We start from the raw sequence: 25,166 nt of genomic DNA, 5'->3' as shown, positions 1-25,166 counted from the left end.
GCTCGGCCTTTGCTTGATACCAGACTGAGCGACGCACCATGTCCAAAAGGGATTACTACGAAGTCCTCGGCGTCAACCGCGACGCCGGCGACGACGAGATCAAGAAGGCCTACCGCAAGCTGGCCATGAAGTTCCACCCGGACCGCAATCCGGACAACAAGGAAGCCGAGGAGAAGTTCAAGGAGGCCAAGGAGGCCTACGAGATGCTCTCCGACCCGCAGAAGAAGGCCGCCTACGACCGCTACGGCCACGCAGGCGTCGACCCGTCGATGGGTGGCGGCGGCCAGGGTTTCGAGGGCGGCTTCGCCGATGCCTTCGGCGACATCTTCGGCGACCTGTTCGGTGGCGGTGGTCGCGGCGGGCGTTCGAACGTCTATCGCGGTGCCGACCTGCGCTACAACCTCGAGATCACGCTCGAGGAAGCCGCGCGCGGTGCCGAGAAGACCATCCGCATCCCCACCGTCGAGGAATGTGGCACCTGCCACGGCAGCGGCGCCAAGCCTGGCACCCAGCCCAAGACCTGCCCCACCTGTAACGGTCACGGCCAGGTGCGCGTGCAGCAGGGCTTCTTCTCGATCCAGCAGACCTGCCCGAAATGCCACGGCAGCGGCAAGATCATCCCCGACCCCTGCCGCGATTGCGGCGGCGCCGGACGGGTGAAGAAGCACAAGACACTGGAAGTGAAGATTCCCGCCGGCATCGACGAGGGCATGCGCCTGCGCCACGCCGGCCATGGCGAACCGGGCGTCAACGGCGGCCCGCCGGGCGATCTCTACGTCGAGATCCACATCCGCAAGCACGCGGTGTTCGAGCGCGACCACGACGACCTGCACTGCGAGATGCCGATCAGCATCACCACTGCTGCGCTGGGCGGCGAGATCGAGATCCCGACGCTGGAAGGCATGGCGCGCCTGAAGATTCCGGCCGAAACACAAAGCGGCAAGGTCTTCCGCCTGCGCGGCAAGGGCATCAAGAACGTGCGCAGTCACGTTCATGGCGACCTGCTGTGCCATGTGGTGATCGAGACGCCGGTGAACCTGACCGAGCGCCAGAAGGAACTGTTGCGCGAGTTCGAGGAAATTTCCAGCGGCAACGCCGACCGTCACAACCCCAAGGCCAAAGGCTGGATGGACAAGGTGCGCGATTTCTTCGGGAACTGAGCGCCTGCGGAAAGGCTGCGACAAGCGAAGCCCGAGCAGTCGCACCAGGCAAAACGCCCGCTCCTGCGTCAGCGCAGGGCGGGCGTATTGCTATCCGGCCGAATCAGGCCGACCTCGCCGGCAGGGAACAGCCGCCATCGCGGTGGCGGCGCTCGTCCTGGTCGTTCAGGCGCGACGCCAGGTGGTGCCGCCGGGACCGTCCTCGAGGATCACACCGGCGCCGGTCAGCTCGGCACGGATGCGGTCCGCTTCCGCGTAATCCCTCGACTTCTTCGCTGCAGCGCGGGCGGCGATGCGGGCCTCGATGGTTTCGGCATCGAGGCCCCCGGCATCCGGCGCCCCCGCCTGCAGGAAGGCGACGGGGTCGCGCTCGAGCAGGCCGAGCACGCCGCCCAGCGCCTTCAGCTGGCACGCCAGCCCAGGGGAGATGCTGCGATTGACCTCGTTCGCCAGCTCGAACAGCACGGCGACCGCCTCGGCAGTGTTGAAGTCGTCGTCCATCGCCGCGCGGAAGCGCTTCGCATGCGCCTCGTTCCAGTCGACCTCTGCCACGCCCTCGACCGGCACGTTCTTCAGTGCGGTATAGAGACGGGTCAGCGAACTGCGTGCGTCCTCCAGGTGGGCATCCGAGTAGTTCAGCGCGCTGCGGTACTGCGCGCGCAGGATGAAGAATCGCACCACTTCTGGGTCGTACTTCTGCAGCACCTCGCGGATGGTGAAGAAGTTGCCGAGCGACTTCGACATCTTCTCGTCATCAACGCGCACGAAGCCGTTGTGCATCCAGTAATTGACGAAGGTGTGGCCATGCGCACCCTCGGACTGGGCGATCTCGTTCTCGTGGTGAGGGAACTGCAGGTCCATACCGCCGCCATGGATGTCGAAGTGGTCGCCGAGCAGGTCCGAGCTCATCGCCGAGCACTCGATGTGCCAGCCGGGACGGCCCTCGCCCCAGGGCGATGCCCACTTCACCTCGCCCGGTTCCTCCGTCTTGGCGTGCTTCCACAGCACGAAGTCGAGCGGGTCATTCTTGTCCTGGGCCACATCCACACGCTCGCCGGCGCGCAGTTCATCGAGCGACTTGCCCGACAGCTTGCCGTAACCCTCGAACTTGCGCACGGCGTAGCAGACGTCGCGGTTGGCGGCGACGTAGGCCAGGCCCTTCTGCTCGAGGCGCGAGATCAGCGATTGCATCTGCGCAACGTAGTCGGTCGCGCGCGGCTCGTGGTCGGGACGCAGCACGCCGAGCGCGTCGGCGTCCTCGTGCATCGCGGCGATGAAGCGGTCGGTCAACTGGCGGATCGATTCGCCGTTCTCCTGCGCCCGGCGAATGATCTTGTCGTCGATGTCGGTGATGTTGCGCACGTAGGTCACGTCCAGCCCGCTCGCGCGCAACCAGCGCGCCACCATGTCGAACACGACCATCACGCGCGCATGCCCGAGGTGACAGAAGTCATACACCGTCATGCCGCAGACGTACATGCGGACCTTGCCGGGTTCGATCGGGGTGAAGACTTCCTTGTTGCGCGACAGGGTGTTGTAGATCGTGAGCATCGGGAGAACTGGGAAACGGAACGGGAAACCACGCTGGCAGCGCGATTGTGAGGGGTGGGCCTTGTTGCTAGAATCTTGCGTCGTTCTGCAGCCAGAGGCCCGCAACGGCAGGCCGCAAATATACCACGGCCGCCTTGCCCGCCATTTCGTCCGCCCGTCCAGCCGGAAAGGGCCCACAAGGCTTGCGACCCCCTCCCATTCAGCCCAGGGCCGCACGGCCAAGTACCGGAGATTCCATGAGAAAGCACCTGATCGCCTTTGTCGCGCTGGCGACGACCGCGTTGAGCGCACTGGCCGCCAATCCGATGGTCGAACTGAAGACCAACCAGGGCGAGATCGTGGTCGAAGTCTTCGCCGACAAGGCGCCGAAGTCGGCAGAGAACTTCGTCCAGTACGTCAAGGACGGCCACTACAACGGCACAGTGTTCCACCGTGTCATCGACGGCTTCATGATCCAGGGCGGCGGCTTCGACACCGACATGAAGCAGAAGAGCACCCGCGCGCCGATCGAGAACGAGGCCAAGAACGGCCTCAAGAACGAGCGCGGTACGCTGGCCATGGCCCGCACCGCCGATCCGCACTCGGCCAGTTCGCAGTTCTTCATCAACCTCGTGCCCAACACCTTCCTCGACTACCCGTCGCGCGACGGCTGGGGCTATGCCGTGTTCGGCAAGGTCGTGAAGGGCATGGACGTGGTCGACAAGATCGGCAAGGTCGCCACCGGCAACCGCGGCTTCCACCAGAACGTGCCGGTCGAAGCCGTCGTCGTCGAGAGCGCCCGCGTGCTCGAGGCCGCGGCGAAGAAGGCGGCCAAGTAAGAGCACGCGTACAAAACGCCCGCCGCGCCCGAGCGTGGTGGGGACACAATCACCCAGGAGAACGACACATGGCAGTCAAGCTGCACACCAACCACGGCGTCATCACCCTCGAACTCGACGCGGAGAAGGCGCCCGTCACCGTCGCCAACTTCCTCGCATACGTCGAGGCGGGCCACTACAACAACACCATCTTCCACCGTGTCATCGACGGTTTCATGATCCAGGGCGGCGGCTTCGAGCCCGGCATGAACCAGAAGCCGACCGGCGAGCAGATCAAGAACGAAGCCGACAACGGCCTCAAGAACGAACGCGGCACCATCGCCATGGCCCGCACCCAGGCACCGCACTCGGCCACCGCGCAGTTCTTCATCAACGTCGCCGACAACGACTTCCTCAACCACACCAAGCCTGACCTGCAGGGCTGGGGCTACTGCGTGTTCGGCCGCGTCACCGAGGGCATGGACGTCGTCGACGCCATCCGCAAGGTCAAGACCGGTTCCAGCGGTTTCCACCAGGACGTGCCGAAGGAAGACGTGGTCATCGAGCGCGCCGAAGTTGTCTGATTCCTCGCACGACGGCAACGCGACACCCGCCCCGGGCGGGTGTCCGCAGCCCATGCCGGAAGCCGTCCATGCGGCGCTTCCGGCATTGTTCATTTCGGACCTGCATCTCAACGAGGACGAGCCGGCCAACGTCGACGCCTTTCTCGGCTTCCTGGCAGGCCCCGCGCGCCGGGCGGCGAGCCTCTTCATCCTCGGCGACCTGTTCGAGTACTGGGCGGGCGACGACGACCTCACCACGCCCTTCAATGCACGCATCGCTGCCGCGATCCGCGCGCTGGCCGACGGCGGCACGGCTGTCTTCTTCATGACCGGCAACCGCGACCTGCTCGCCGGTCGCCGATTTGCCGAAACCATCGGCGCCACCCTGCTCGACGACCCTACGCTGGTGCGCTTCGGCAACGCCGGCACCTCGGCGCTGCTCCTCGCGCATGGCGACGCGCTATGTACCGACGACCACGCCTACCAGGCCTTCCGCCGACAGGTGCGCAACCCTGCATGGCAGGCAGGCTTCCTCGGCCAACCGCTCGCCACGCGCAAGGCCTTCATCGCCTCGCTGCGCCAGCAGAGCGAGACGGCCAAGGCCGAGAAGACGATGGAGATCATGGACGTCAACGCCGACGCGGTCGCCACGCTGCTGCGCGCGCACGGCTACCCGACGCTGGTGCACGGCCACACCCATCGGCCGGCCTGTCATCGCTTCGAGGTGGATGGCCACACCTGTGTCCGGCATGTGCTGCCGGACTGGCACGGGCAGGCCTGCGGGCTGGCGTTCGACGGACGGGATTTCACTCCCTTCTCTAGCTAGGCCGCACCAAGGCCCAAGACCCGCCGTGACGACCCCATCTTCCCGGGGGTTGGGATGTGGCCTAGCGCACCAGTCCGCGCGCGAGATCTGCCTTCAGGTCCTCGACCGATTCCAGCCCCACGGCCACGCGCAGCAGGCCGTCGCCGATGCCGGCCGCGGCCCGTGCTTCGGGCGAGATGCGACCATGGGTCGTGGTCGCCGGGTGGGTGATCGTGGACTTGGTGTCGCCCAGGTTGGCGGTGATGGAGATCAGGCGGGTGGAGTCGACCACCTTCCACGCGGCGTCGCGCCCGCCCTCGACGTCGAAGCTGACGATGGCGCCGCCGGTCTTCTGCTGCCGCATCGCCAGTTCATGCTGCGGATGCGAAGGCAGACCGGGGTAGTAGACACGGGCGACGCCCGGTTGCACCTCGAGCCAGCGCGCCAGTTCCAGCGCTGACGCAGACTGCGCCTCCATGCGCAAGCGCAGCGTCTCCAGCCCCTTCAGGATGACCCAGGCGTTGAACGGCGACAGCGTCGGCCCGGCGGTGCGGAGGAACTTGAAGACCTCATCGGTTACGGCCTTCCGGCCCGCGACCGCGCCGCCCAGCACCCTGCCCTGCCCGTCCAGGTACTTGGTCGCCGAGTGCACGACGACATCGGCACCGAACTCCAGCGGACGCTGCAGCGCGGGCGAGCAGAAGCAGTTGTCGACTGCCAGCAGCGCGCCCGCCTCGTGGGCGATGGCAGCCACTCCGGCGATGTCGACCACCTCGGTGAGCGGATTGGATGGCGTCTCGATGAAGAACAGCCGGGTGCGCGGGCGGACGGCATCGCGATAGGCATTGAGGTCGGTGGCCGGCACGAAGCTGGTCTCGATGCCGAACTTCGACAGGATGTTCCCGAACAACTGCTGGGTTGCGCCGAAGAGGCCGTTCGACGCGACGACATGGTCCCCCGCCTGCAGCACCGCCATGGCCAGCGACAGGATCGCCGACATCCCCGACGCCGTGGCCACACAGGCTTCGGCGCCCTCGAGCGCAGCCAGACGGGTCTGCATCGCGGTCACGGTCGGATTCGAGAAGCGGGCGTAGACGTTGCCCTCCTCCGCTCCCGAGAAACGCGCCGCAGCCTGCGCGGCGCTCTCGAACACGAAGCTCGAGGTCAGGTACATCGCCTCGCTATGCTCGCCGAACTGGCTGCGGTCGATGCCGGCGCGAATCGCCAGTGTGTCGGGGTGGAGGCTGATGTCGTCGGGCAGGGTCATCGGAGTCGGTCGGTGTCGCGGCGGCGGCCTCGCGGCCGCTCGGTAATCGGCTTGTGTATCGGCTCAGTTGTCGGAATTCGAGGCGAGGTTGAGATCGAGCTGACCGCCCTCGTCGTCGTGACTGTCATTCTTCGACGGTTTGGCCTGACCGCGCTGGTTCTCGACACCGTTCAGGTATTCCGCAGTGATGTCGCCCGTCACGTAGCAGCCGTCGAAACATGAGGTCTCGAAGAAGCTGATCGACGGATTCAGGGCGCGCACCGACGCCTTCAGGTCGTCGAGGTCCTGGTAGATCAGGCCATCGGCACCGATCTCGCGGCAGATCTCGTCTTCGTTGCGATCGGATGCGATGAGTTCGCCCCGCGTCGGCATGTCGATGCCGTAGACGTTCGCATACCGAACCGGAGGCGCGGCCGAGGCCAGATAGACCTTTGTGGCACCCGCTTCGCGGGCCATGTTGACGATCTCCTTGCTCGTCGTGCCACGCACGATGGAGTCGTCGACCAGCAGCACGCTCTTGCCCCTGAACTCCTGGTGGATCGTGTTCAGCTTCTGGCGCACCGACTTCTTGCGCGTGGCCTGGCCCGGCATGATGAAGGTGCGGCCGATGTAGCGGTTCTTGACGAAGCCCTCGCGGAACGGCAGGCCGAGGCGCTCGGCCATCTGCATTGCCGAAGGACGGCTGGAATCCGGGATCGGAATGACGACGTCGATGTGCACGTTGGGCATCGTGCGCCGCATCTTGTCGGCGAGGTACTCGCCCATCTTCATGCGCGACTCGTACACCGACACGCCGTCGATGATCGAATCGGGTCGCGCCAGATAGACGAACTCGAACATGCAGGGCGCCTGGACGGTCTTGCTCGCGCACTGGCGGCTGTGGAAATTGCCCTGGATATCGATCAGCACCGCCTCGCCCGGCGCGATGTCACGCAGCAGCTTGAACCCGAGCACGTCCAGCGCCACCGATTCGGACGCCACCAGCCACTCGGTGCCCGCCTCCGTGTCGTTGCGACCGATGACCAGCGGACGGATACCGTACGGGTCGCGGAAGGCCAGCAGGCCGTAGCCGGCGATCATCGCCACCACGCCATACGCGCCACGGCAACGGCGATGCACGCCCGCCACCGCGCGGAACACGGCATCCTCGTCCAGCTTGAGGCCGTTACAGGCGGCCTGCAGCTCATGCGCCAGCACGTTCAGCAGCACTTCCGAGTCACTGCTGGTGTTTATGTGGCGCAGGTCCGACAGGAACATCTCGCGCTTGAGCGCCTCGGAGTTCGTGAGGTTGCCGTTATGCGCCAGCAGCAGGCCGAAGGGCGAATTGACGTAGAAAGGTTGCGCCTCGGCGGCGTTGTACGCCGAACCTGCCGTGGGATAGCGGACGTGACCGATGCCCCAGTTGCCCTCGAGATTGCGCATGTTGCGCGTGCGGAACACGTCGCGCACAAGTCCCGAACCCTTGTGCATGTGAAAACGACCGCCTTCGGAGGTGGCGATGCCCGCCGCGTCCTGGCCCCGGTGCTGCAACACCTGCAGCCCGTCGTACAGCAACTGGTTGACCGGAGAGGTTGCAACGACCCCGAGAATTCCGCACATGGAGATTTACGCCTATCTGAATCGAATCTTGTCGGCCACCACACCGGGCAGCCAGGGTTTGGCAGCAATGACTGCCGTTTCCATCGGTGGCGAGAACAGCGCCTGCGTCCACCAGGGTTCGCGCGATACACCGGCCAGGCCGCCGATCAGCACGACGACGAAGGCCACCAGCAGCCCACGGGCAATGCCGAAGATGGCGCCGAAGAAGCGGTCCGTAGCACCGAGCCCGGCCGCTTTCAGCAACTCGCGCAGAAGATAGCGCAACAACGCCGCCAGAATCAGGACACCGATCACGACCAACGCACCGCCGGCGACCTGCCGCCACATCGGCTCGGCAATCAGCCCGACAAAGACCCGCGCGGCTTCTTCGTTATAGCGCCACGCCGCGACCAGTGCGACCACCCACGCGACCACCGCCATGATCTCGCTGACCAGGCCGCGCCACATGCCAATCGCCGCCGACAACGCGAGGATGGAAAGGAAAACGTAGTCGAAGACCGTCATGATCTTGCTTCAGCGCGGAGTCACGACCGTGCTGAAGCCGAGGGTCTTCAACTGTGCCGCCGTCTTGTCTGCCGCCGTGCGCCCAGCCACGGGGCCGACGCGAACGCGGGTGACGTTGCCGGCCTGCTCAGTGTAGGCGGGAAAGCCCTGCTTCTTGAGGTCGGCGGTGATGCGCGCGGCCTTCGCGGCGTCGCTGAACGCACCTATCTGCAACACAAAGGATTCGCCACGGGCCGGAACCTCACGGCCTTCGAGGGCAGCGCGTGCACGCGCCGCCTCCGCACTCTCGGCAGGCGGCTTGGTCGCGCTCGGTGGTGCAAGGGGTTGCGACGGCGGCTCGGCGCGCTTCGGTTCGGGCCTGGCCGGCGCAGGGGCGACGACGGGCGCCCTGGGCGGCTCGGCCTCGCGTGGCGCAGGTACCGTCGTAGGCTCTTCCTCCTCGGGAGGCGGCGGCAGGACCGGTGCAGCAGCGGCATCGGGCGCCGCGGCGATCGGTCGGGCCTGCGCCGGGTCGCGATCGGGGATCGTGATCTGGATATCCGCGTTGGTCGGGCGCGGCTCCTGATCCATCATCATCGGCAACACGATCGCGGCAAGCAGCGCGAGCGCCACCGCGCCGACCAGCCGTCGCCGCGCACGTTTCTTGATCTCGAGGTTCTCAGCGTCGCTCACGGAAAGTTCTCGTCAGTGCCGCGCGGCCTTCACCGCAGCCAGGACATCAGCCACTGTCAGGAAGGAGCCGAAGGCCACGATTCTATCACCCTCGCCGGCCGCCTGCTGCGCCGCAGCAAAGGCATCTGCAGGCCCATCGAAGCAGCGGATGTCCGCTTCGACACCCGCGGCCCGCAGCCGCTCGGCGAGCGCCTCGGCCTTGAGCCCGCGAGGCCCGGGCAGATCGGTAAGCAGCCAATGGTCGACCCGCCCCTTGATCAGGCCGACGACGCCCTCGACGTCCTTGTCATTGAGCATGCCGAACACCGCCCAGGTCTCGGGATAGAAACCCATGCTGCCCAGGTTTTCGGCCAGCACACCCGCCGCCTGGGGGTTGTGCGCCACATCAAGCACCACCGCCGGACGCCCCGGCAGCACCTGGAACCGACCCGGCACATCAACCAGCATCAGTCCCTGGCGGATCGCCTGCATCGACACCGGGATACGATCGCGCACGGTGTCGAGCACAGTCATGACCGCTGCGGCATTGAGCAGCTGGTTGGCGCCGCGCAACGCCGGGTAGGCAAGCCCCCCGCGCTTGACCAGCGCTCCCGTGGCGGACGGCGCCTCATAACGCCAGTAACCCCACTGCTGGCGATCGCCGCCAAAGCCGAAATCGCGGCCACTGATCCACAACCGGGCACCAATCGCCTCGGCATGCGCGACAAGCGTTGCGGGCGGCTGCGGGTCACCGCACACGGCCGGCCGGCCTGCACGGAAGATGCCTGCCTTCTCGAACCCGATCGCATCGCGACTGTCACCGAGGTAATCCATGTGATCCAGCGCGATACTTGTCACCAGCGCACAATCGGCATCGAACACGTTAACCGCGTCGAGCCGCCCGCCGAGACCGACCTCGAGGATGATCACGTCCGGTCGGGCCGCGCAGAAGACGGACCATGCCGCCAGCGTGCCGTGCTCGAAATAGGTCAGCGGCGTGTCGCCACGCACGGCCTCGACCGCGGCAAACCCGGCGACCAGCGCCTCGTCGTCGACGTCCTTGCCGTCGATGCGGACACGCTCGTTGTACTTCAACAGGTGCGGCGAGGTGTAGCAGCCGACCCGGTAGCCCTCGGCCAGAAGGATGGCCTCCAGCATCGCGCAGCAGGAGCCCTTGCCGTTGGTGCCGCCGACGGTAATCACCACCGCATCGGGATCAGGCCCGAGCGCAGCACGCACGGCCGCAACCCGGTCGAGCCCGAGGCGGATGCTCTGCGCGTGGCGCTGCTCGAGCAGTTGCAGCCAGCCGTCCAGCGTCTGCGGCAGGGCGGAAATCGGCGCGTCCATCAGGCAGCAGAGGCGGCGGGCTGGCGCAGCAGCAGGGTCAACATGCGGGCAAGTTCCTGGCGCATCTCTCGACGGTCGATGATGACGTCGATGGCGCCCTTCTCGAGCAGGAACTCGGCGCGCTGGAAGCCCTCCGGCAGTTTCTCGCGCACCGTCTGTTCGATGACCCGCGGGCCGGCAAAACCGATCAGCGCGCCGGGCTCGGCCACGACGATGTCGCCCATGAAGGCGAAGCTGGCCGAAACGCCGCCCATGGTCGGGTCGGTCAGCACGGTGACGAACGGCAGGCGGCGCTCGGCCAGCCTGGTGATCGAGGCAGTGGTCTTGGCCATCTGCATCAGCGAGAAAAGGCCTTCCTGCATGCGTGCCCCGCCCGATGCGGTGATGCAGATGAAGGGCACGCGTTGCTCATACGCCGCCTTGGCGCCGCGCACGAAGCGCTCACCGACCACCGACCCCATCGAACCGCCGAGGAACTCGAACTCGAAGCAGGCGACGACAACCGGCACGCTCTGGATCGCACCCTGCATGACCACCATCGCATCGGCCTCGCCGGTGTCCGAGGTCGCCGTCGACAGGCGCTCTGGATACTTGCGCGAGTCCTTGAACTTCAGCGCATCGACCGGCACCACTTCGGCCCCGATCTCGAACCGGCCTTCGGCGTCGAGCAGCAGATCGAGTCGCTGGCGCGCGCGCAGGCGATGATGATGACCGCACTTCGGGCAAACGCCCTGGTTGCTGTCGAGATCGGAACGGTAGAGGACCGCCTCGCAGGCACCGCACTTGCTCCACAGGCCCTCGGGAATCGACGATTTGCCGCGGGCAGCGCTGTCGCTGCGCTTGATCTTCGGCGGCAGCAGCTTCTGCAACCAGCTCATTGTGTTACTCCTTTCGCCGACCCGATCGTGTCGAGCGCCTCGCGGATGCCACGCATGAATGCGGCAACCCGTTGTGCAGCCTCATCACGCGGGCTTTGTTCAATTTCTTCGATGATGCGGCTACCGATCACGACCGCATCGGCGACGGCGCCGATGCGCCGCGCGCTGTCCGCGTCGCGGATGCCGAAGCCGACGCCGACGGGCATGCCCACTGCAGCGCGGATCTGCGGAATGCGGCGCGCGACTTCGTCGATGTCGAGCTTGCCGCTGCCGGTCACGCCCTTCAGCGACACGTAGTAGATATAGCCGCTGCCCACCGCCGCGACATCAGCAAAGCGCTGCTCCGACGACGTCGGCGCCAGCAGGAAAATCGGATCAAGACCCGCGCCCTTGGCCGCGCCGGCAAATGCCACCGACTCCTCGGGCGGATAGTCGACGACAAGCATGCCATCGACGCCGGCATCGCGCGCAGCGGCCACGAAGGTCTCCACGCCCATTGCCTCGATCGGATTCGCATAGCCCATGAGCACCACCGGCGTAGCAGCATTCTCGCTGCGGAAGGCGCGCACGGCATCCAGCACCTTGCGCATGCTCATGCCCTGCGCCAGCGCGCACTCGGACGCACGCTGGATGGTCGGCCCGTCGGCCATCGGGTCGGAGAACGGGACGCCAAGCTCGATGATGTCGGCGCCACCCTCGACGAGCGCGCGCATCAGAGGCAGGGTGAGCGCCGGCTCGGGAAAGCCCGCGGTAACGAACGGGATCAGCGCCTTGCGGCCTTCGCCTTGCAGGCGCTGGAAAACGGTCTGGATTCTTGACATGTCTCGATCACACTGCGGGCCGCAGCGCGGCCCGGGGCAGGTTCAGAACTGGATACCGGAACGCTCGGCGACGGTGTGCATGTCCTTGTCGCCGCGACCGGAGAGGTTGACCAGCAGGATCTTGTCCTTGGGCAGCGTCGGCGCCAGCTTGGCGGCGTAGGCCAGCGCGTGGGACGACTCGAGCGCCGGGATGATGCCCTCCAGCCGGCACAGGTTGTGGAAGGCCTGCAGCGCCTCGTCATCGGTGATGCCAACGTAGTCCGCGAGCGCAGCATCCTTCAGCCAGGCGTGCTCCGGACCGACGCCGGGGTAATCGAGCCCTGCCGAAATCGAGTGCGTCTCGATGATCTGGCCGTCCTCGTTCTGCAACAGATAGGTACGGTTACCGTGCAGCACGCCGGGACGGCCTGCGCTCAGTGAGGCGGAATGGCGACCGGTCTCGATACCGTCGCCTGCCGCCTCGACGCCGATGAGCTTGACGCCGGGCACGCCGATGTAGGGATGGAAAATGCCCATCGCGTTCGATCCACCGCCGACGCAGGCGATGACATAGTCGGGCTGGCGTCCGACCATCTCGGGCATCTGGACCAGGCACTCCTTGCCGATCACCGACTGGAAGTCGCGCACCATCATCGGATACGGATGCGGGCCGGCAACCGTGCCGATGATGTAGAAAGTGTCGGCGATGTTGGTGACCCAGTCGCGCATTGCCTCGTTGAGCGCGTCCTTGAGCGTCTTCGACCCCGACTCCACCGGCACGACGGTGGCGCCGAGAAGCTTCATGCGGTAGACGTTGGCCACCTGGCGCTTGACGTCCTCCGAGCCCATGTACACGACGCACTCCATGCCGTAGCGCGCCGCCACGGTGGCGGTCGCCACGCCGTGCTGGCCCGCGCCGGTCTCGGCGATCACGCGCGGCTTGCCCATGCGGCGGGCCACCAGCGCCTGGCCGATGCAGTTGTTAACCTTGTGCGCACCGGTGTGGTTCAGATCCTCGCGCTTCAGGTAGATCTGCGCCCCGCCGAGGATGCCCGACCAGCGCTTGGCGTGGTAGATCGGGCTGGGGCGGCCGACGTAGTGCTTGAGCTCGTACTCGAATTCAGCGACGAATTCCGGATCGTTCTGGCAGGCCGCGTAGGCTTCGCGCAACTCGGCCAGGGCCGGCATCAGCGTCTCGGCGACGAAAACGCCGCCGTAGGGGCCGAAATGCCCGCTCGCATCGGGAAACTGGTAAGGCGTATCAGCCATCTGCATTTCGAACTCCGGCGATGAATGCAGCGATCTTCGCTGCATCCTTGATTCCCTTGGCACTTTCGACGCCACTTGAAACATCGACCGCCCAGGGGCGGACGCGACGCACGGCCTCGACGACATTGTCAGCATCGAGACCACCGGAAAGCACCAACGGTCGCTCGAATCCCGCAGGAATCAGCGACCAGTCGAAAGTCTTGCCCCCACCACCGTAGCCGTCGACAAACGCGTCGACGAGCACGCCGCTGGCGCGCGGATGCAAGGATGAGAATTCTACCAGATCGACCCCCGGCCGCATCCGTGCCGCCTTGATCCACGGTCGCCCATGGCGTGCGCACTGCGCGTCGGTCTCATCGCCATGGAACTGCAGCAGTTGCAGCGGCACGCGGTCGAGCACCGCGTTCACCTCTTCGCCGCTTGCATTGACGAACAGCCCGACGGATGTCACGAAGGGCGGCAGAAGCGCCACGAGTTCGGCCGCCTGTTCGATGCCGACCGCGCGCGGACTCGGAGGATAGAACACGAAGCCGACTGCATCGGCGCCGTGCTCGACGGCCGCGCGCACGTCTTGCGGCCGCGTGAGGCCGCAGATCTTGATTCGGGTACGGGACATTCAGACGAGGGGAAGCTGGGGCAGCGCGATGATACGCCCATCGTTGGGGAGCGGCCAGCGCGGCGGGTAGCTCACGCCACAGAGGTACAGGCCGTCGGGCGAGAAGGTCGGCGCCGCGAACGCACGGTCACGCGCCTGAAGCAGGTCATTCATCCACTCGACCGGATAGCGTCCCTTACCCACGTACACCAGCGCCCCGACGAGGTTGCGGATCATGTGGTGCAGGAAGCCGTTGGCGCGAAAGTCGAACAGCAGATACTCGCCCTGGCGCACAACCCGCGCCTCGTGCATCACGCGGATGGGCGTCTTGGCCTGGCACCCCGCGGCACGGAAGGAAGAAAAATCGTGCGTCCCGACAAGGCAGGCGACGGCTTCCGCCATGCGTTGCTCGTCGAGCACCTGATGGAACCAGCCGACCCGACCGGCCAGCATCGCCGGCCGGGTCGGTGCATTGTGCAGAATGTAGCGGTACTGGCGCTCGGTCGCGAGGAAGCGGGCGTGGAACGCCTCGTCCACCTCCACCGCCCAGCGCACCACCACAGCGGACGGCAACAGCGCATTCACTCCACGCACCCAGGCGGACAAGGGACGGCGCGCCGAAGTGTCGAAGTGCGCCACCTGGGCGCTGGCATGGACGCCCGTATCCGTCCGCCCGGCACAGTGCAGGCGCACCCGTTCGGCAGCGATTTCCGACAGCGCGCGCTCGAGTACATCCTGCACCGTCTGCCCATGCGCCTGACTTTGCCAGCCGCAGAACGCATCGCCGGCATACTCGACGCCGATCGCGATCCGCTTCATGCCATCCCCCAGCCGAGCGCGAGCACGACAAGTGCGCAGGCAGCCGCGACATCGCCGCGGCCAAACCGCTCCCGCACCAGCTCGATGGGCGGAAAGGCATCATCGTTCGCCTCGTCCCGCAGCCAGTCCTTCCAGTGCATTGGTTCGGCGCCGCGCGGAGACGCATCGACGAAACGCAGCACGAGCAGGAGACGCAGGGCGACGTCCCGCGCGCTCAGCCCGATCAACCGTAACGGACGCGCCAGGCTATACAAACCGCCAACAAGCCGCTCGAGCGGCAAACGCTCGAGCAGCAACGCAACCGCACTGACGACTACGACCAGGCGTCCGACATGGACCAGCGCCATCGCGACGCCCTCGCGCGTCGGTGACAGACCGGGCCACTCAGCGAGCAGCGCCTCGCCCGGGGTGAACCACCCGAACAGCACGACGATCGCGACGGCCAGCACCCTCACCCGCCGCAACAGCCGGACGACCCGAGCGCGCGACAGACCGAGCGCCAGCAGCAAACAGGCAGCGACGACCAAGCCGAGCCCTGCGGATGGCAGAAACTGCACCGACGCAACGCCTACAAACCACAAAAGGAGAAGGAAACCGGAATGCATGAGCGTAAACGGCAATGCCGCCGCGAGGCCTGAGCCTAGCGGCGGCAAGGGAATTGAACCTCAGGACAGACGAGCGATCATGTCGCGGGCAGCCGCCTGCTGCTCGGCAGAACCATCACGCACCACCTCCTCGAGCAACTCGAGCGCCCCCTCCTTATCGCCCATGTCATCGTAGGCCCGAGCAAGCTCCAGCTTGGTATCGACTTCATCGCCAGTGGACGCTGGCACTTCGTCGAACCCGCCTTGCGGCCCCAATTCGCCGAGCTGAGTGGCCTCCATCGATTGCGCTTCCGCGTCGTCGGCTTCGGCCGGCGCATCCAGCGAATCGAGATCGAGGTCGATCCCGGCTAGGTCGAGACCGCTCGGTGCCGCCGCGGCAGGCTGAACCGGCGTGTCGATGTCGAAATCGAAGTCGAGCAGGCTGCTGTCGAAACTGGTCTTCTCCAGGTCAACCACCGCCTCGGGCGCCTTCGCAGCTACCGACGGCGAGGTCACCGACTCCTCCATTTCCGACTGCAGCAGCGCATCACCCTGCAGCACCGTCGCGCTCATGTCGGGAGAGGGAGCCGTGACACCGACATCTAGGTCGGGCAGCTCGAAGTCGAGCGCAGCCGCCAGATTGTCGTCACCGGCAACGATGGTGGCAGCAGTGGAATCGAAGCCCGCGACCTGCGGCTGTGCGACATCGAGTGCAGCCGGCACAGCAGGCGCCTCCGCTTCGCCGAGATCGAGATCGAACGCAAGGCCGCCATCGCCCCCCGTCGGCTCGGCACCGAGGCCTTCCTCCGCCGTCGGCACGTCCGCAAGCGCATCCTGAACACCCTCGCCAAGATCGAGCTCGAAGTCGAGCGCACCCGTGTCGACCGATTCCAGCTCGTCAGTCGGCGCCGCGAGATCAGCTCCCGCCGCGATCGCGGCACTCAGCTCCTCGACATCGGGCGCCGTGCCGTCGGGCTTGTCACCCGCGAACTGACGCAGATCACCCGGAACCGTCCACGTGTCGCGCATCTGCGACTGACTCGGCTCGACCAGCCCGCTCGACGAAAAGTCGAGGCTGGACAAGGACGCAGCAGGCTTGGCCTCGTCCAGGTTCTCGACACTCGCCCCTTCCTCCACCACCTGCGGCGCCGCTTCCGCCGCCAGCGGCGGGGTCACTGCGCTCGCAACACCTGCAGCCGCAAGGCCTACGGCTGCTGCGGGTGCGATTCCTGCGGGCACCTCGGTGCGAGGGGCGATAGACTCGTCCGCCACACCCTGCTCGGCATAGAGCGGGTTGTCGGCATCAAGCTTGCGGCCCATGGTCGCAGCCTTCTCCCACTCACGCCCCTGACCGCTTGTGCGGGCAAACAGTTCGGTCGCCACGGTCTCGAACTCGCGCGCGCTCTTGCGCAGCGAATAGATCTCGAGCAGTTTGAGGTAGATCGCGAGTCGCGAGGGATCCGCCTTCAGCGCATCCTGCAGAATCTCCTCGGCCTGCGCATCACGCCCGTAAGCCATGTACACGTCGGCTTCGGCCACCGGATCGACGCCTTCGTCAGCATCGATGGCAGAAAGCCCGGACTGGCTGAAATCGGTCTGGATGATGCTGCTCGCGCCCGTATCGACGCTCTGCCCCCCCGTCGCCGAGAAGACGCCCGGCCCGCTGGGTGCCAGATCACCGACCTGTTCCCTACCGGACGCGTCCGGCGCAGCCTTGCGACGCCCGCGCAGCTTGAATCCGACGTAGCCCAGCAACAAGGCCAGAATGCCCGCGCCGCCGGCAACCACCGTGGGATCGGACATCATCGAGTCGACCAGACTGGGCTCCGGAACGGGCTCGGGCGGAGGACGACGGACGGGCGGACGCTTGGGTGCGGGCTTGGCCTCGTCCTGGGCCACTTGGGGTGCGGGTTGTGCCTGCTCCGCGGGCGCCTCGGACGCAGGCGCCGTAGCTTGCGGCTCGACCGCAGCGGGCGAGTCGGCTGCGACGGGCGTCGCCGGTGCCTCCTGGCTGGCTGCGGCAACGGGCGCGGGCTCAGCGCCCTCGCGCACCGCCGGCGCGCCTGCACTTTCCTGCAACTGAGCCAGCGTCCCGCTGCGCAGTTCCAGGAGCTTCTGCATGTCGCGCACACTCTGTTCGAGCTGCATCAGGCGTGCATTCGCCTCCTCGAGCGCCTTCTCGCGCGCAGCGAGTTCCTCCTCAAGCGCCTGCAGCCGCACGTCGGCCTCGCCACCCGCTGCGCCAGCCGCCTGACTGCGCGAAACCTTGACCTGGTCGGCCTTCTCGGCTGCAGGTGCAGGCTCCTCGACCTTGGGCACGATCTGACCGGCGCTTTCCTGCTGCGCCTCCTCGCTCACGGCCGGCGCGCGCTCGGCAGACGCGGTCGCAAGGCTACGACGGTAGGCTTCGAAATCGGCGGATTGGGCACGAATTTCCCGCCTTGCCTCCGCCGTCGTGATCTTCAGTGCTTCGTCCGCACTCGGCACCTTGAGCACCGAACCCGCACGGAGACGGTTGATGTTGCCGCCGTCGAACGCACCCGGGTTGGCCCGGTACAGGGCAACGAGCATCTGGTCGAGGGTGACGCCCGGGTGCGTGCTGGCACCGGCGATGCGTCCCAGCGTGTCTCCACGGCGAACGGTGTAGCTGTCCGGGACGGCTGAGGTGCCGGCCTGCGCCGCAGGACGGACCGCGGGCGGCAGGGGGCGGGCGGCGGGCGTGGCGGGGGCATCCACTGCCGCGGCCAGCGGACGAGGCGCGGCGAGATCAACAGGATCGAGCAGGAAAGTGTACTCGCGTGCCATACGCCCGTTAGCCCAGTTCAGCTCGACCAGCAGGTCGACGAACGGGTCGTTGATCGGACGATCGCTGGACAGGCGAATCACGGGACGCGAGGCACGCGTATCGACGCTGACCCGAATGGCCGAAACCGCCGAGGAGTAGTTCACGTTTGCCTGCCGGAACGCCTCGGGAGAAGCGATCCGCGCTGTCAGGGACTGCAGTTCCTGCGCCGTGGCACTCACCTGGATCTCGGCGCGCAAAGGCTGCCCCAGACCGCTGAAGACATTGATCTGCCCAAGTCCTGCAGCATGAGCCCCAAGCGGAATCGAGGCGATCGCGACAGCGATCACGGATGCCCTGAGCGACTTATTCATCGTGGTCTTCAAACTGCAACTCCCCCGAAAGCCAAGCTTTTTAATCATATGCGTCATGACGCGGCTTAGGAATCTAGCATTTTCCTGGCCTTGGCGCATCAATCCGCGATGATTCGCAGTGTTTTGTCGTGAATTAGTTCCGTGCGCTCCGAAAAACCATAGAAAAAACAAGGGGGCCAGCGGCCCCCTTGTTCATCGGACATCCCCAGGCTCAGCGCTCGAGCAGGATGCGCAGCATGCGGCGCAACGGCTCGGCTGCACCCCAAAGCAGCTGGTCGCCGACGGTGAACGCGCCGAGATACTCGGGGCCCATCGCCATCTTGTGCAGGCGCCCGACCGGGACGGTCAGCGTGCCGGTGACGGCGGTCGGGGTGAGCTCGCGCTCGGTGATCTCACGGTCGTTGGGCACGACCTTCACCCACTGGTTGGCGCCAGCAATGATCTCGGTGATCTCGTCGAGCGGAACGTCCTTCTTGAGCTTGATGGTCAGCGCCTGCGAGTGGCAGCGCATCGCGCCGATGCGCACGCACAGGCCGTCGATCGGGATCGAGCCCGGGCTGCGGAAGGCCGGATTGCCGAGGATCTTGTTGCACTCGGCGCCGCCCTTCCATTCTTCCTTGCTCTGGCCGTGCTCGACCGGCACGTCGATCCAGGGGATCAGGCTGCCAGCAAGCGGGGTGTTGCGGAAGTTCTTTTTCGGGAAGCTGTCCGAGCGCATCGTCTCGGCGACCTTGCGGTCGATCTCGAGGATGGCCGAGGCCGGATCGGCCAGCAGATCCTTGACCGAGTCGTGGATGGTGCCCATCTGGCTGATGAGTTCGCGCATGTTCTGCGCGCCGGCGCCCGAGGCCGCCTGGTAGGTCATCGCCGAGATCCACTCCACCAGGCCGTGCTTGAACAGGCCGCCCAGACCCATCAGCATCAGCGACACGGTGCAGTTGCCGCCGATCCAGTTGCGACCGCCCTTGGCGAGCGCGGCGTCGATGACGTTGCGGTTCACCGGATCGAGGATGATCACCGCGTCGTCGTTCATGCGCAGCGCACTGGCGGCGTCGATCCAGTGGCCGTTCCAGCCGGTGGCGCGCAGCTTGGGGAATACTTCCTTGGTGTAGTCGCCGCCCTGGCAGGTGATCACGATGTCGCAGGACTTCAGCGCGTCGATGTCCGTCGCGTCCTGCAGCGGCGCGGCGGCTTCCTTACCGCCGAAGGACGGCGCCTTGCCACCGGCGTTAGAGGTCGAGAAATACACCGGCTCGATGAAGGCGAAGTCGCCCTCTTCCACCATGCGCTGCATCAGCACGGAACCGACCATGCCACGCCAGCCAACCAGACCGACTCGATTCATGTTCATCACTCTCAACTAAGACGTTTCTCGAAAAACCTGTTCCAACGCAGCAGATTACAGCGCGGCGAGCACCGCGTCGCCCATCTCGCGCGTACCAACCCGCTTCGTGCCCGGCTCGAAGATGTCGCCGGTGCGATAGCCCTGCGCAAGCACCTTCTTGACCGCGTTCTCGATGCGCTGCGCGGCCGCTTCCTGATTAAACGTATAGCGCAGCATCATCGCTGCCGACAGGATGGTGGCGAGCGGATTGGCCACGCCCTTGCCGGCGATGTCCGGGGCCGAACCATGCGAGGGCTCGTACAGGCCCTTGTTGTTGGCATCCAGGGAAGCCGAGGGCAGCATGCCGATCGAGCCGGTGAGCATCGAGGCCTCGTCGGACAGGATGTCGCCGAACATGTTGCCGGTGACCATCACGTCGAACTGCTTGGGCGCGCGCACGAGCTGCATGGCGGCGTTGTCGACCAGCATATGGGTCAGTTCGACGTCCGGGTAGTCCTTGGCGACTTCCTCGGCGATATCGCGCCACAGTTGCGTGCATTCGAGCACGTTCATCTTGTCAACCGAGCACAGCTTCTTGCCGCGCTTCTGCGCCGCCTCGAAGGCCACCTTGAGGATGCGCCGGATCTCGTATTCGGCGTAGATCATGGTGTTCCAGCCCACGCGTTGCTGCGTGCCATTTACCTCGCGCGTCTCGATGCCGCGCGGCTGGCCGAAGTAGATGTCGCCGGTGAGCTCACGCACGATCAGGATATCCAGACCGGCGACGATCTCGGGCTTCAGCGACGAGGCATTGGCGAGCTCGGGATACAGGATCGCCGGGCGCAGGTTGGCGAAAAGACCGAGATCCTTGCGGATGCCGAGCAGGCCGCGCTCAGGACGCTGATCGCGCGGCAGCGCGTCCCACTTCGGACCGCCGACGGCGCCGAGCAGCACCGCATCCGCTTCGCGCGCGAGCTTCTGCGTCGCTTCGGGATAGGGGGTGCCGGTGGCATCCACGGCGCAGCCGCCAAGCAGCGCTTCTTCCATCTCGAGCTTCAGGTCGAGCGCCTTCAGCACGCGCACGGCTTCCGCCATGATCTCGGGGCCGATGCCGTCACCCGGCAGCACGCAAATCTTCATCGGATCGTTTTCCTTGGTTCAGCGAGCCTGGCCGTCTCCAGCCAGCGGGGCTCAGGCAAAGTAATAGGGATGTTCAGCGCGGCGCTTGTCTTCAAACGCGCGGATCTTGTCGGCGTGGCGCAAGGTCAGGCCGATGTCGTCCCAGCCGTTGAGCAGGCATTCCTTGCGGAAGGGATCGATATCGAAACCGATCGTCTTGCCGTCGGGGCGGGTGATGGTCTGCGCAGCCAGATCGACGACCAGGCGGTAACCCTCGGTTGCCTCGCACTGGCGGAACAACTCGTCCACTTCCGCCGCAGCCAGCTTGATCGGCAGCAGGCCGTTCTTGAAGCTGTTGTTGAAGAAGATGTCGGCGAAGCTCGGCCCGATCAGCACACGGAAGCCGTAGTCTTCCAGCGCCCATGGGGCGTGCTCGCGCGAGCTGCCGCAGCCGAAGTTGTCGCGCGTCAGCAGGATCTGCGCCCCCTGGTAGCGCGGCTGATTGAGCACGAAGTCCGGATTCAGCGGACGCGTGCTGCAGTCCTGGCCAGGCTGGCCAACGTCGAGATAGCGCCACTCGTCGAACGCATTGGGGCCGAAGCCGCTGCGCTTGATCGACTTCAGGAACTGCTTGGGGATGATTGCATCGGTATCGACGTTGGCGCGGTCGAGCGGTGCGACCAGGCCGTCGAGCTTGGTAAACGGATTCATTACTTCACTGCCCTCTGGATGGCCTCGCCACCCCTTTCAATGTCCTTGCCGACACCCTGGACGGTGTTGCAGGCCATGGAGACGAAGCCGGCGACCAGCGCTGCGGCGATCAGTGCAAGTTTTTTCATTGCGTTCTCCTCAATCTTGATCGGGCCGGCGCTCAGGCCAGCGTGCGCACATCGGCAAAATGACCAGTCACCGCCGCAGCCGCAGCCATCGCCGGGCTGACGAGGTGAGTGCGGCCACCGGCCCCCTGACGCCCCTCGAAGTTGCGATTCGAGGTCGAGGCGCAGCGCTCGCCCGGCTCGAGGCGGTCGGCATTCATCGCCAGGCACATCGAACAGCCCGGTTCGCGCCATTCGAAACCAGCGGCAAGAAAGATCTCATGCAAGCCTTCTTCTTCGGCCTGGCGCTTGACCAGCCCCGACCCCGGCACCACCAGCACGCGCTTGACGTTGGCAGCCTTGCTGCGCCCCTTGGCCACGGCAGCGGCTTCGCGCAGATCCTCGATGCGCGAGTTGGTACACGAGCCGATGAAGACCTGATCGACCTTGATGTCGGTGATCGGCGTGTTCGGCTCGAGCCCCATGTACTTCAGCGCGCGCTCGACGCCTTCGCGGCGGACCGGGTCGGTCACTGCGGCGGGATCGGGCACGCGGCCATCGACCGTGGTGACCATCTCGGGCGAAGTGCCCCAGGTGACCTGCGGCAGGATGTCCTCGGCCTTGAGCTCGACCACCTTGTCGAACTGCGCGCCTTCGTCGCTGTGAAGCGTGCGCCAGTAGGCAACCGCCTGCTCCCAGGCTTCGCCCTTGGGCGAAAACGGGCGATTCTTCAGGTAGGCGATGGTGGTCTCATCCACGCCGACCATGCCGGCGCGGGCGCCCGCCTCGATCGCCATGTTGCAGATCGTCATGCGCCCTTCCATCGACAGCGCGCGGATGGCGCTTCCGCCGAACTCCATCGCATAGCCGGTACCGCCGGCGGTGCCGATCTTGCCGATGATGGCGAGCACGACGTCCTTGGCGGTCACGCCCTTGCCGAGCTGCCCATCGACCTTGATCAGCATCGTCCTCGACTTCTTCTGCAGCAGACACTGCGTGGCCATCACGTGCTCGACCTCGGAGGTACCGATGCCATGCGCCAGACAGCCGAAGGCGCCGTGCGTGGACGTGTGCGAATCGCCACAGACGACGGTCATGCCCGGCAGCGTCGCGCCGTTCTCCGGTCCGATCACATGCACGATGCCCTGGCGTTCATCCTTGAACGGGAAGTACGCGAGCGAGCCGACCTCGCGGATGTTGGCATCGAGCGTCTCGACCTGCTGGCGCGACACCGGGTCCAGGATGCCCTGCTCCCAGTGGTCGGTGGGCGTGTTGTGGTCGGCAGTGGCAACGATCGAGCTGATGCGCCACGGCTTGCGCCCGGCCAGCTTCAGCCCCTCGAAGGCCTGCGGGCTGGTGACTTCGTGCACCAGGTGGCGATCGATATAGATCAGTGCCGTACCGTCGGCCTCTTCATGAACGACGTGGCTGGACCAGAGCTTCTCGTACAGGGTTTGAGCTGCCATCCCGTGTAATCCGCGCAAAAAAGAAATCGATTATTTCACAAAGCAGCGAAAACTGACCAGATCGGCCCGGGCCGATCGATCGGGTGCGGTTTCAGCGGCGAGCGCCCTGATACAGCGGCATCACGCGCGCCGCGTATTCGGCCAGATCCCGCTGGCGGTTCGCATGTGACGGATGGGTGGACAACCACTGCGGCGGCGCCCCCGCCGACTGCGAGGCCATCTTGTCCCACAGCGTGACCGCGGCCCTGGGGTCGTAGCCGGCACGCGCGGCCAGTTCCACGCCCATGCGATCGGCCTCCATCTCGTGCTCACGCGAATTCGGCAGTTCGAAAGTCACCCTGGCAACCGTGCTCATCAGGTCCTGCCCCACCTGCCCCACGCCGAGCAGCGCGCCTGCCACCGACACGCCGATCCCCGTCGCCATCGCCTTGGAGACGCGCTCGCGGGCATGCTCGCGCAGGGCATGGGCGATCTCATGCCCCATAACCGCGGCAATTTCGTCATCGGTGAGCTTGAGCCGATCGATCAGTCCGGTGTAGATCGCCATCTTGCCGCCGGCCATGCACCACGCGTTGAGTTCGTTCGACGTGAACACGTTGACTTCCCAGTTCCATGCGGGCGCATCGGGCCGGAACACCGCCGTCGGCGTCGTCAGCCGCGAGACGATGCGACGCACTCGCTGCACCGTGGCAGCATCGCGATTGAGCGCATTCTTGCGGCGGGCCTCGTCGAGCATCTGCTGGTACTGCTTGTTCGAAGCCTGCTCCACTTCCTGCGCCGAGACCATCATCAGCTGCGAGCGCTGCACGCCGACCGCTCCGGCCTGCGTGGTCTGCACGGTCTGGCAGGCGACGGTGATCGTGGCCGCCAGCGCGGCAGGCAACAAGGTTCTCGAAATCGCTCTGATCATTCCTCACTCCTCACGAATTGGCCTCCGCACGCATCGACGACGGCCAGCCGAGCGCCAGCCACACGAGCCCCGCCAGCGCGAATGCCGACCCCAGCGTGAAGGTCCACGCCGCGCCGATCACCTCCCAGGTGTAGCCGCTGAGCAAGCCGCCCAGCATGCCGCCCGCGCCGAACGACAGACTGCCATACAGGGCCTGGCCTCGCGATTGGAGTCGTCCGGGGAACCAGAGGTTCACCGCGGCAATCGCCGCGGCATGGTAGGCGCCGAAAGTGGCGCCATGCAGAACCTGAGCGAACAGCAATACGGGCAGGCTGTCGGCACCCCAGCCGATCAGCACGAAGCGCACGACCGCGCAGGCGAAGGAGAGCAGCAGGATCGCCCGCAAACTCAAGCACCGCATGAGGCGGGGCATCAGCATGAAGACGATGATTTCCGCGACCACACCGAGCGTCCACATCCAGCCGACCAGCGCCTTGTCGTAGCCCTTGTCCACAAGATAGATCGAATAGAAGACGTAGAGGGCCCCGTGCGCCGCCGACATCAGGAAACAGGCGCCCAGCAAGGCCCTGACCTCGGGCCTGCGCAGCGTTTCACGCAGGCTGAGTGCTGCTCGCTCGACCTGCGCGGGCGCCGACTCAGGAATCGTGAACGAACAGGCGAGAATACCGACCAGGATCGCGGCCGTGACCCACAGCACCGCATCGATGGCGACGTGATCCAGCACCAGCCCCAAGGCCAGCACCGCGACAATGAAGCCGACCGAACCCCAGACACGGATGCTGCCGTAGCGATGCCCCTCCCCCGCGAGGTGGGAGAAGGTCAGCCCCTCGATCAAGGGGAGTGCGGCACTCCAGAAGAAGGCCATCAAAGCCATCGCGGCAAAAAGGCCGCCGAACGACGTGGTCAGGAAGAAGCCCGCGAAGCCGACCAGGCTCATCAGCGCCGAGAGCCGGACGATCGCCACGCGCATGCCGAGCCGCTCGGCAAGCCAGCCCCACAGGTTCGGCGCCAGGATGCGCATCAGCTGCATCAGCGACATCAGCAGCGCGATCTCGGTCGCGCTCAGCGAGACCGCCTGCAGGTAGAGCGTGAAGTACGGCGAGAAGGCGCCGACGAAGGCGAAATAGAAGAAGTAGTACGCCGACAGGCGCCAGTAGGGGAGCATGGGCGCCTGCGGCTCGCGCGAA

The 25,166-nt window shown here is 66.0% G+C and carries 24 protein-coding genes; 4 read left to right on the top strand and 20 right to left on the bottom strand.

Annotated elements, in window-relative coordinates; genetic code table 11:
* The first annotated feature begins 38 nt into the window (after positions 1–38).
* Entirely contained in the window at positions 39–1,160 is a 1,122-nt protein-coding gene (gene dnaJ / locus CGK74_RS11245) for a molecular chaperone DnaJ (protein WP_094268563.1), read from the top strand.
* 165 nt (positions 1,161–1,325) lie between these two features.
* Here dnaJ and cysS read toward each other — a convergent pair whose 3' ends face one another.
* A complete protein-coding gene (cysS, locus tag CGK74_RS11240) occupies positions 1,326–2,711 on the bottom strand; it encodes a cysteine--tRNA ligase (protein ID WP_094268562.1) in 1,386 nt (461 codons plus the stop codon).
* A 236-nt stretch (positions 2,712–2,947) separates the two neighbouring features.
* Between cysS and CGK74_RS11235 the strand changes: the two genes are divergently transcribed.
* The 3 genes from CGK74_RS11235 (at position 2,948) to CGK74_RS11225 (ending at position 4,897) form a co-directional block, all read left to right on the top strand.
* Positions 2,948–3,529 carry a peptidylprolyl isomerase gene (locus CGK74_RS11235; protein WP_094268561.1) on the top strand — a complete coding sequence of 194 codons (582 nt, stop codon included), beginning with the start codon at positions 2,948–2,950 and terminating at the stop codon, positions 3,527–3,529.
* Between the two features lie 68 nt (positions 3,530–3,597).
* Entirely contained in the window at positions 3,598–4,092 is a 495-nt protein-coding gene (locus tag CGK74_RS11230; RefSeq protein ID WP_004259480.1) for a peptidylprolyl isomerase, read from the top strand.
* A 52-nt stretch (positions 4,093–4,144) separates the two neighbouring features.
* The gene (locus CGK74_RS11225) at positions 4,145–4,897 is read left to right on the top strand and encodes a UDP-2,3-diacylglucosamine diphosphatase (protein ID WP_094268560.1); all 753 of its coding nucleotides are present in this window, start codon (positions 4,145–4,147) and stop codon (positions 4,895–4,897) included.
* A gap of 61 nt (positions 4,898–4,958) precedes the next feature.
* Here CGK74_RS11225 and CGK74_RS11220 read toward each other — a convergent pair whose 3' ends face one another.
* The 19 genes from CGK74_RS11220 to CGK74_RS11130 form a co-directional block, all read right to left on the bottom strand.
* Complete coding sequence (locus tag CGK74_RS11220; protein WP_094268559.1) at positions 4,959–6,143, bottom strand: O-succinylhomoserine sulfhydrylase; 1,185 nt, start codon at positions 6,141–6,143, stop codon at positions 4,959–4,961.
* Between the two features lie 63 nt (positions 6,144–6,206).
* A complete protein-coding gene (purF, locus tag CGK74_RS11215; protein ID WP_094268558.1) occupies positions 6,207–7,742 on the bottom strand; it encodes an amidophosphoribosyltransferase in 1,536 nt (511 codons plus the stop codon).
* A gap of 12 nt (positions 7,743–7,754) precedes the next feature.
* Positions 7,755–8,246: a CvpA family protein gene (locus CGK74_RS11210; RefSeq protein ID WP_094268557.1), complete on the bottom strand. Its 492-nt coding sequence runs from the start codon at positions 8,244–8,246 to the stop codon at positions 7,755–7,757.
* Positions 8,247–8,255: 9 nt separating this feature from the next.
* The gene (locus CGK74_RS11205; RefSeq protein WP_094268556.1) at positions 8,256–8,918 is read right to left on the bottom strand and encodes an SPOR domain-containing protein; all 663 of its coding nucleotides are present in this window, start codon (positions 8,916–8,918) and stop codon (positions 8,256–8,258) included.
* Between the two features lie 12 nt (positions 8,919–8,930).
* The gene (gene folC / locus CGK74_RS11200; RefSeq protein ID WP_094268555.1) at positions 8,931–10,244 is read right to left on the bottom strand and encodes a bifunctional tetrahydrofolate synthase/dihydrofolate synthase; all 1,314 of its coding nucleotides are present in this window, start codon (positions 10,242–10,244) and stop codon (positions 8,931–8,933) included.
* Positions 10,244–11,122 (bottom strand): acetyl-CoA carboxylase, carboxyltransferase subunit beta, encoded by an 879-nt coding sequence (gene accD / locus CGK74_RS11195; RefSeq protein WP_094268554.1) that lies wholly within the window; start codon positions 11,120–11,122, stop codon positions 10,244–10,246. Before accD ends, folC begins: the two co-directional genes overlap by 1 nt.
* Positions 11,119–11,943 carry a tryptophan synthase subunit alpha gene (trpA, locus tag CGK74_RS11190; RefSeq protein ID WP_094268553.1) on the bottom strand — a complete coding sequence of 275 codons (825 nt, stop codon included), beginning with the start codon at positions 11,941–11,943 and terminating at the stop codon, positions 11,119–11,121. Before trpA ends, accD begins: the two co-directional genes overlap by 4 nt.
* A 42-nt stretch (positions 11,944–11,985) precedes the next feature.
* Complete coding sequence (gene trpB / locus CGK74_RS11185; protein ID WP_094268552.1) at positions 11,986–13,197, bottom strand: tryptophan synthase subunit beta; 1,212 nt, start codon at positions 13,195–13,197, stop codon at positions 11,986–11,988.
* Entirely contained in the window at positions 13,184–13,807 is a 624-nt protein-coding gene (locus CGK74_RS11180; protein ID WP_094268551.1) for a phosphoribosylanthranilate isomerase, read from the bottom strand. The genes trpB and CGK74_RS11180 overlap by 14 nt, the downstream gene beginning before the upstream one ends.
* On the bottom strand, positions 13,808–14,605 hold the full coding sequence (gene truA / locus CGK74_RS11175) for a tRNA pseudouridine(38-40) synthase TruA (protein ID WP_094268550.1): 798 nt from the start codon (positions 14,603–14,605) through the stop codon (positions 13,808–13,810).
* Positions 14,602–15,210: a CbiQ family ECF transporter T component gene (locus tag CGK74_RS11170; protein ID WP_094268549.1), complete on the bottom strand. Its 609-nt coding sequence runs from the start codon at positions 15,208–15,210 to the stop codon at positions 14,602–14,604. The genes truA and CGK74_RS11170 overlap by 4 nt, the downstream gene beginning before the upstream one ends.
* 60 nt (positions 15,211–15,270) lie before the next feature.
* Positions 15,271–18,516, bottom strand: a complete 3,246-nt coding sequence (locus CGK74_RS11165; protein WP_338056375.1) for a motility hub landmark protein FimV — start codon at positions 18,514–18,516, stop codon at positions 15,271–15,273.
* A gap of 40 nt (positions 18,517–18,556) precedes the next feature.
* Positions 18,557–19,690 carry an aspartate-semialdehyde dehydrogenase gene (gene asd, locus CGK74_RS11160; protein WP_094268613.1) on the bottom strand — a complete coding sequence of 378 codons (1,134 nt, stop codon included), beginning with the start codon at positions 19,688–19,690 and terminating at the stop codon, positions 18,557–18,559.
* Positions 19,691–19,744: 54 nt separating this feature from the next.
* On the bottom strand, positions 19,745–20,809 hold the full coding sequence (gene leuB, locus CGK74_RS11155; RefSeq protein ID WP_094268547.1) for a 3-isopropylmalate dehydrogenase: 1,065 nt from the start codon (positions 20,807–20,809) through the stop codon (positions 19,745–19,747).
* Between the two features lie 51 nt (positions 20,810–20,860).
* Positions 20,861–21,499: a 3-isopropylmalate dehydratase small subunit gene (gene leuD, locus CGK74_RS11150; protein WP_094268546.1), complete on the bottom strand. Its 639-nt coding sequence runs from the start codon at positions 21,497–21,499 to the stop codon at positions 20,861–20,863.
* Positions 21,499–21,627 carry an entericidin A/B family lipoprotein gene (locus CGK74_RS11145; RefSeq protein WP_004265808.1) on the bottom strand — a complete coding sequence of 43 codons (129 nt, stop codon included), beginning with the start codon at positions 21,625–21,627 and terminating at the stop codon, positions 21,499–21,501. Before CGK74_RS11145 ends, leuD begins: the two co-directional genes overlap by 1 nt.
* Before the next feature lie 32 nt (positions 21,628–21,659).
* Positions 21,660–23,069, bottom strand: a complete 1,410-nt coding sequence (gene leuC / locus CGK74_RS11140; protein WP_094268545.1) for a 3-isopropylmalate dehydratase large subunit — start codon at positions 23,067–23,069, stop codon at positions 21,660–21,662.
* 91 nt (positions 23,070–23,160) lie between these two features.
* Positions 23,161–23,979, bottom strand: coding sequence for a M48 family metallopeptidase (locus CGK74_RS11135; RefSeq protein ID WP_420823176.1), 819 nt, complete (start codon positions 23,977–23,979; stop codon positions 23,161–23,163).
* A 10-nt stretch (positions 23,980–23,989) separates the two neighbouring features.
* The gene (locus tag CGK74_RS11130) at positions 23,990–25,144 is read right to left on the bottom strand and encodes an MFS transporter (RefSeq protein ID WP_094268544.1); all 1,155 of its coding nucleotides are present in this window, start codon (positions 25,142–25,144) and stop codon (positions 23,990–23,992) included.
* Between the last annotated feature and the right edge of the window lie 22 nt (positions 25,145–25,166).

The sequence above is a fragment of the Thauera propionica genome (assembly GCF_002245655.1).
GTDB classification, from domain to species: Bacteria; Pseudomonadota; Gammaproteobacteria; order Burkholderiales; family Rhodocyclaceae; genus Thauera; species Thauera propionica.
The sequence above is the reverse complement of the archived record's forward strand: the minus strand, read 5'-3'. Positions and strand labels throughout refer to the sequence as shown.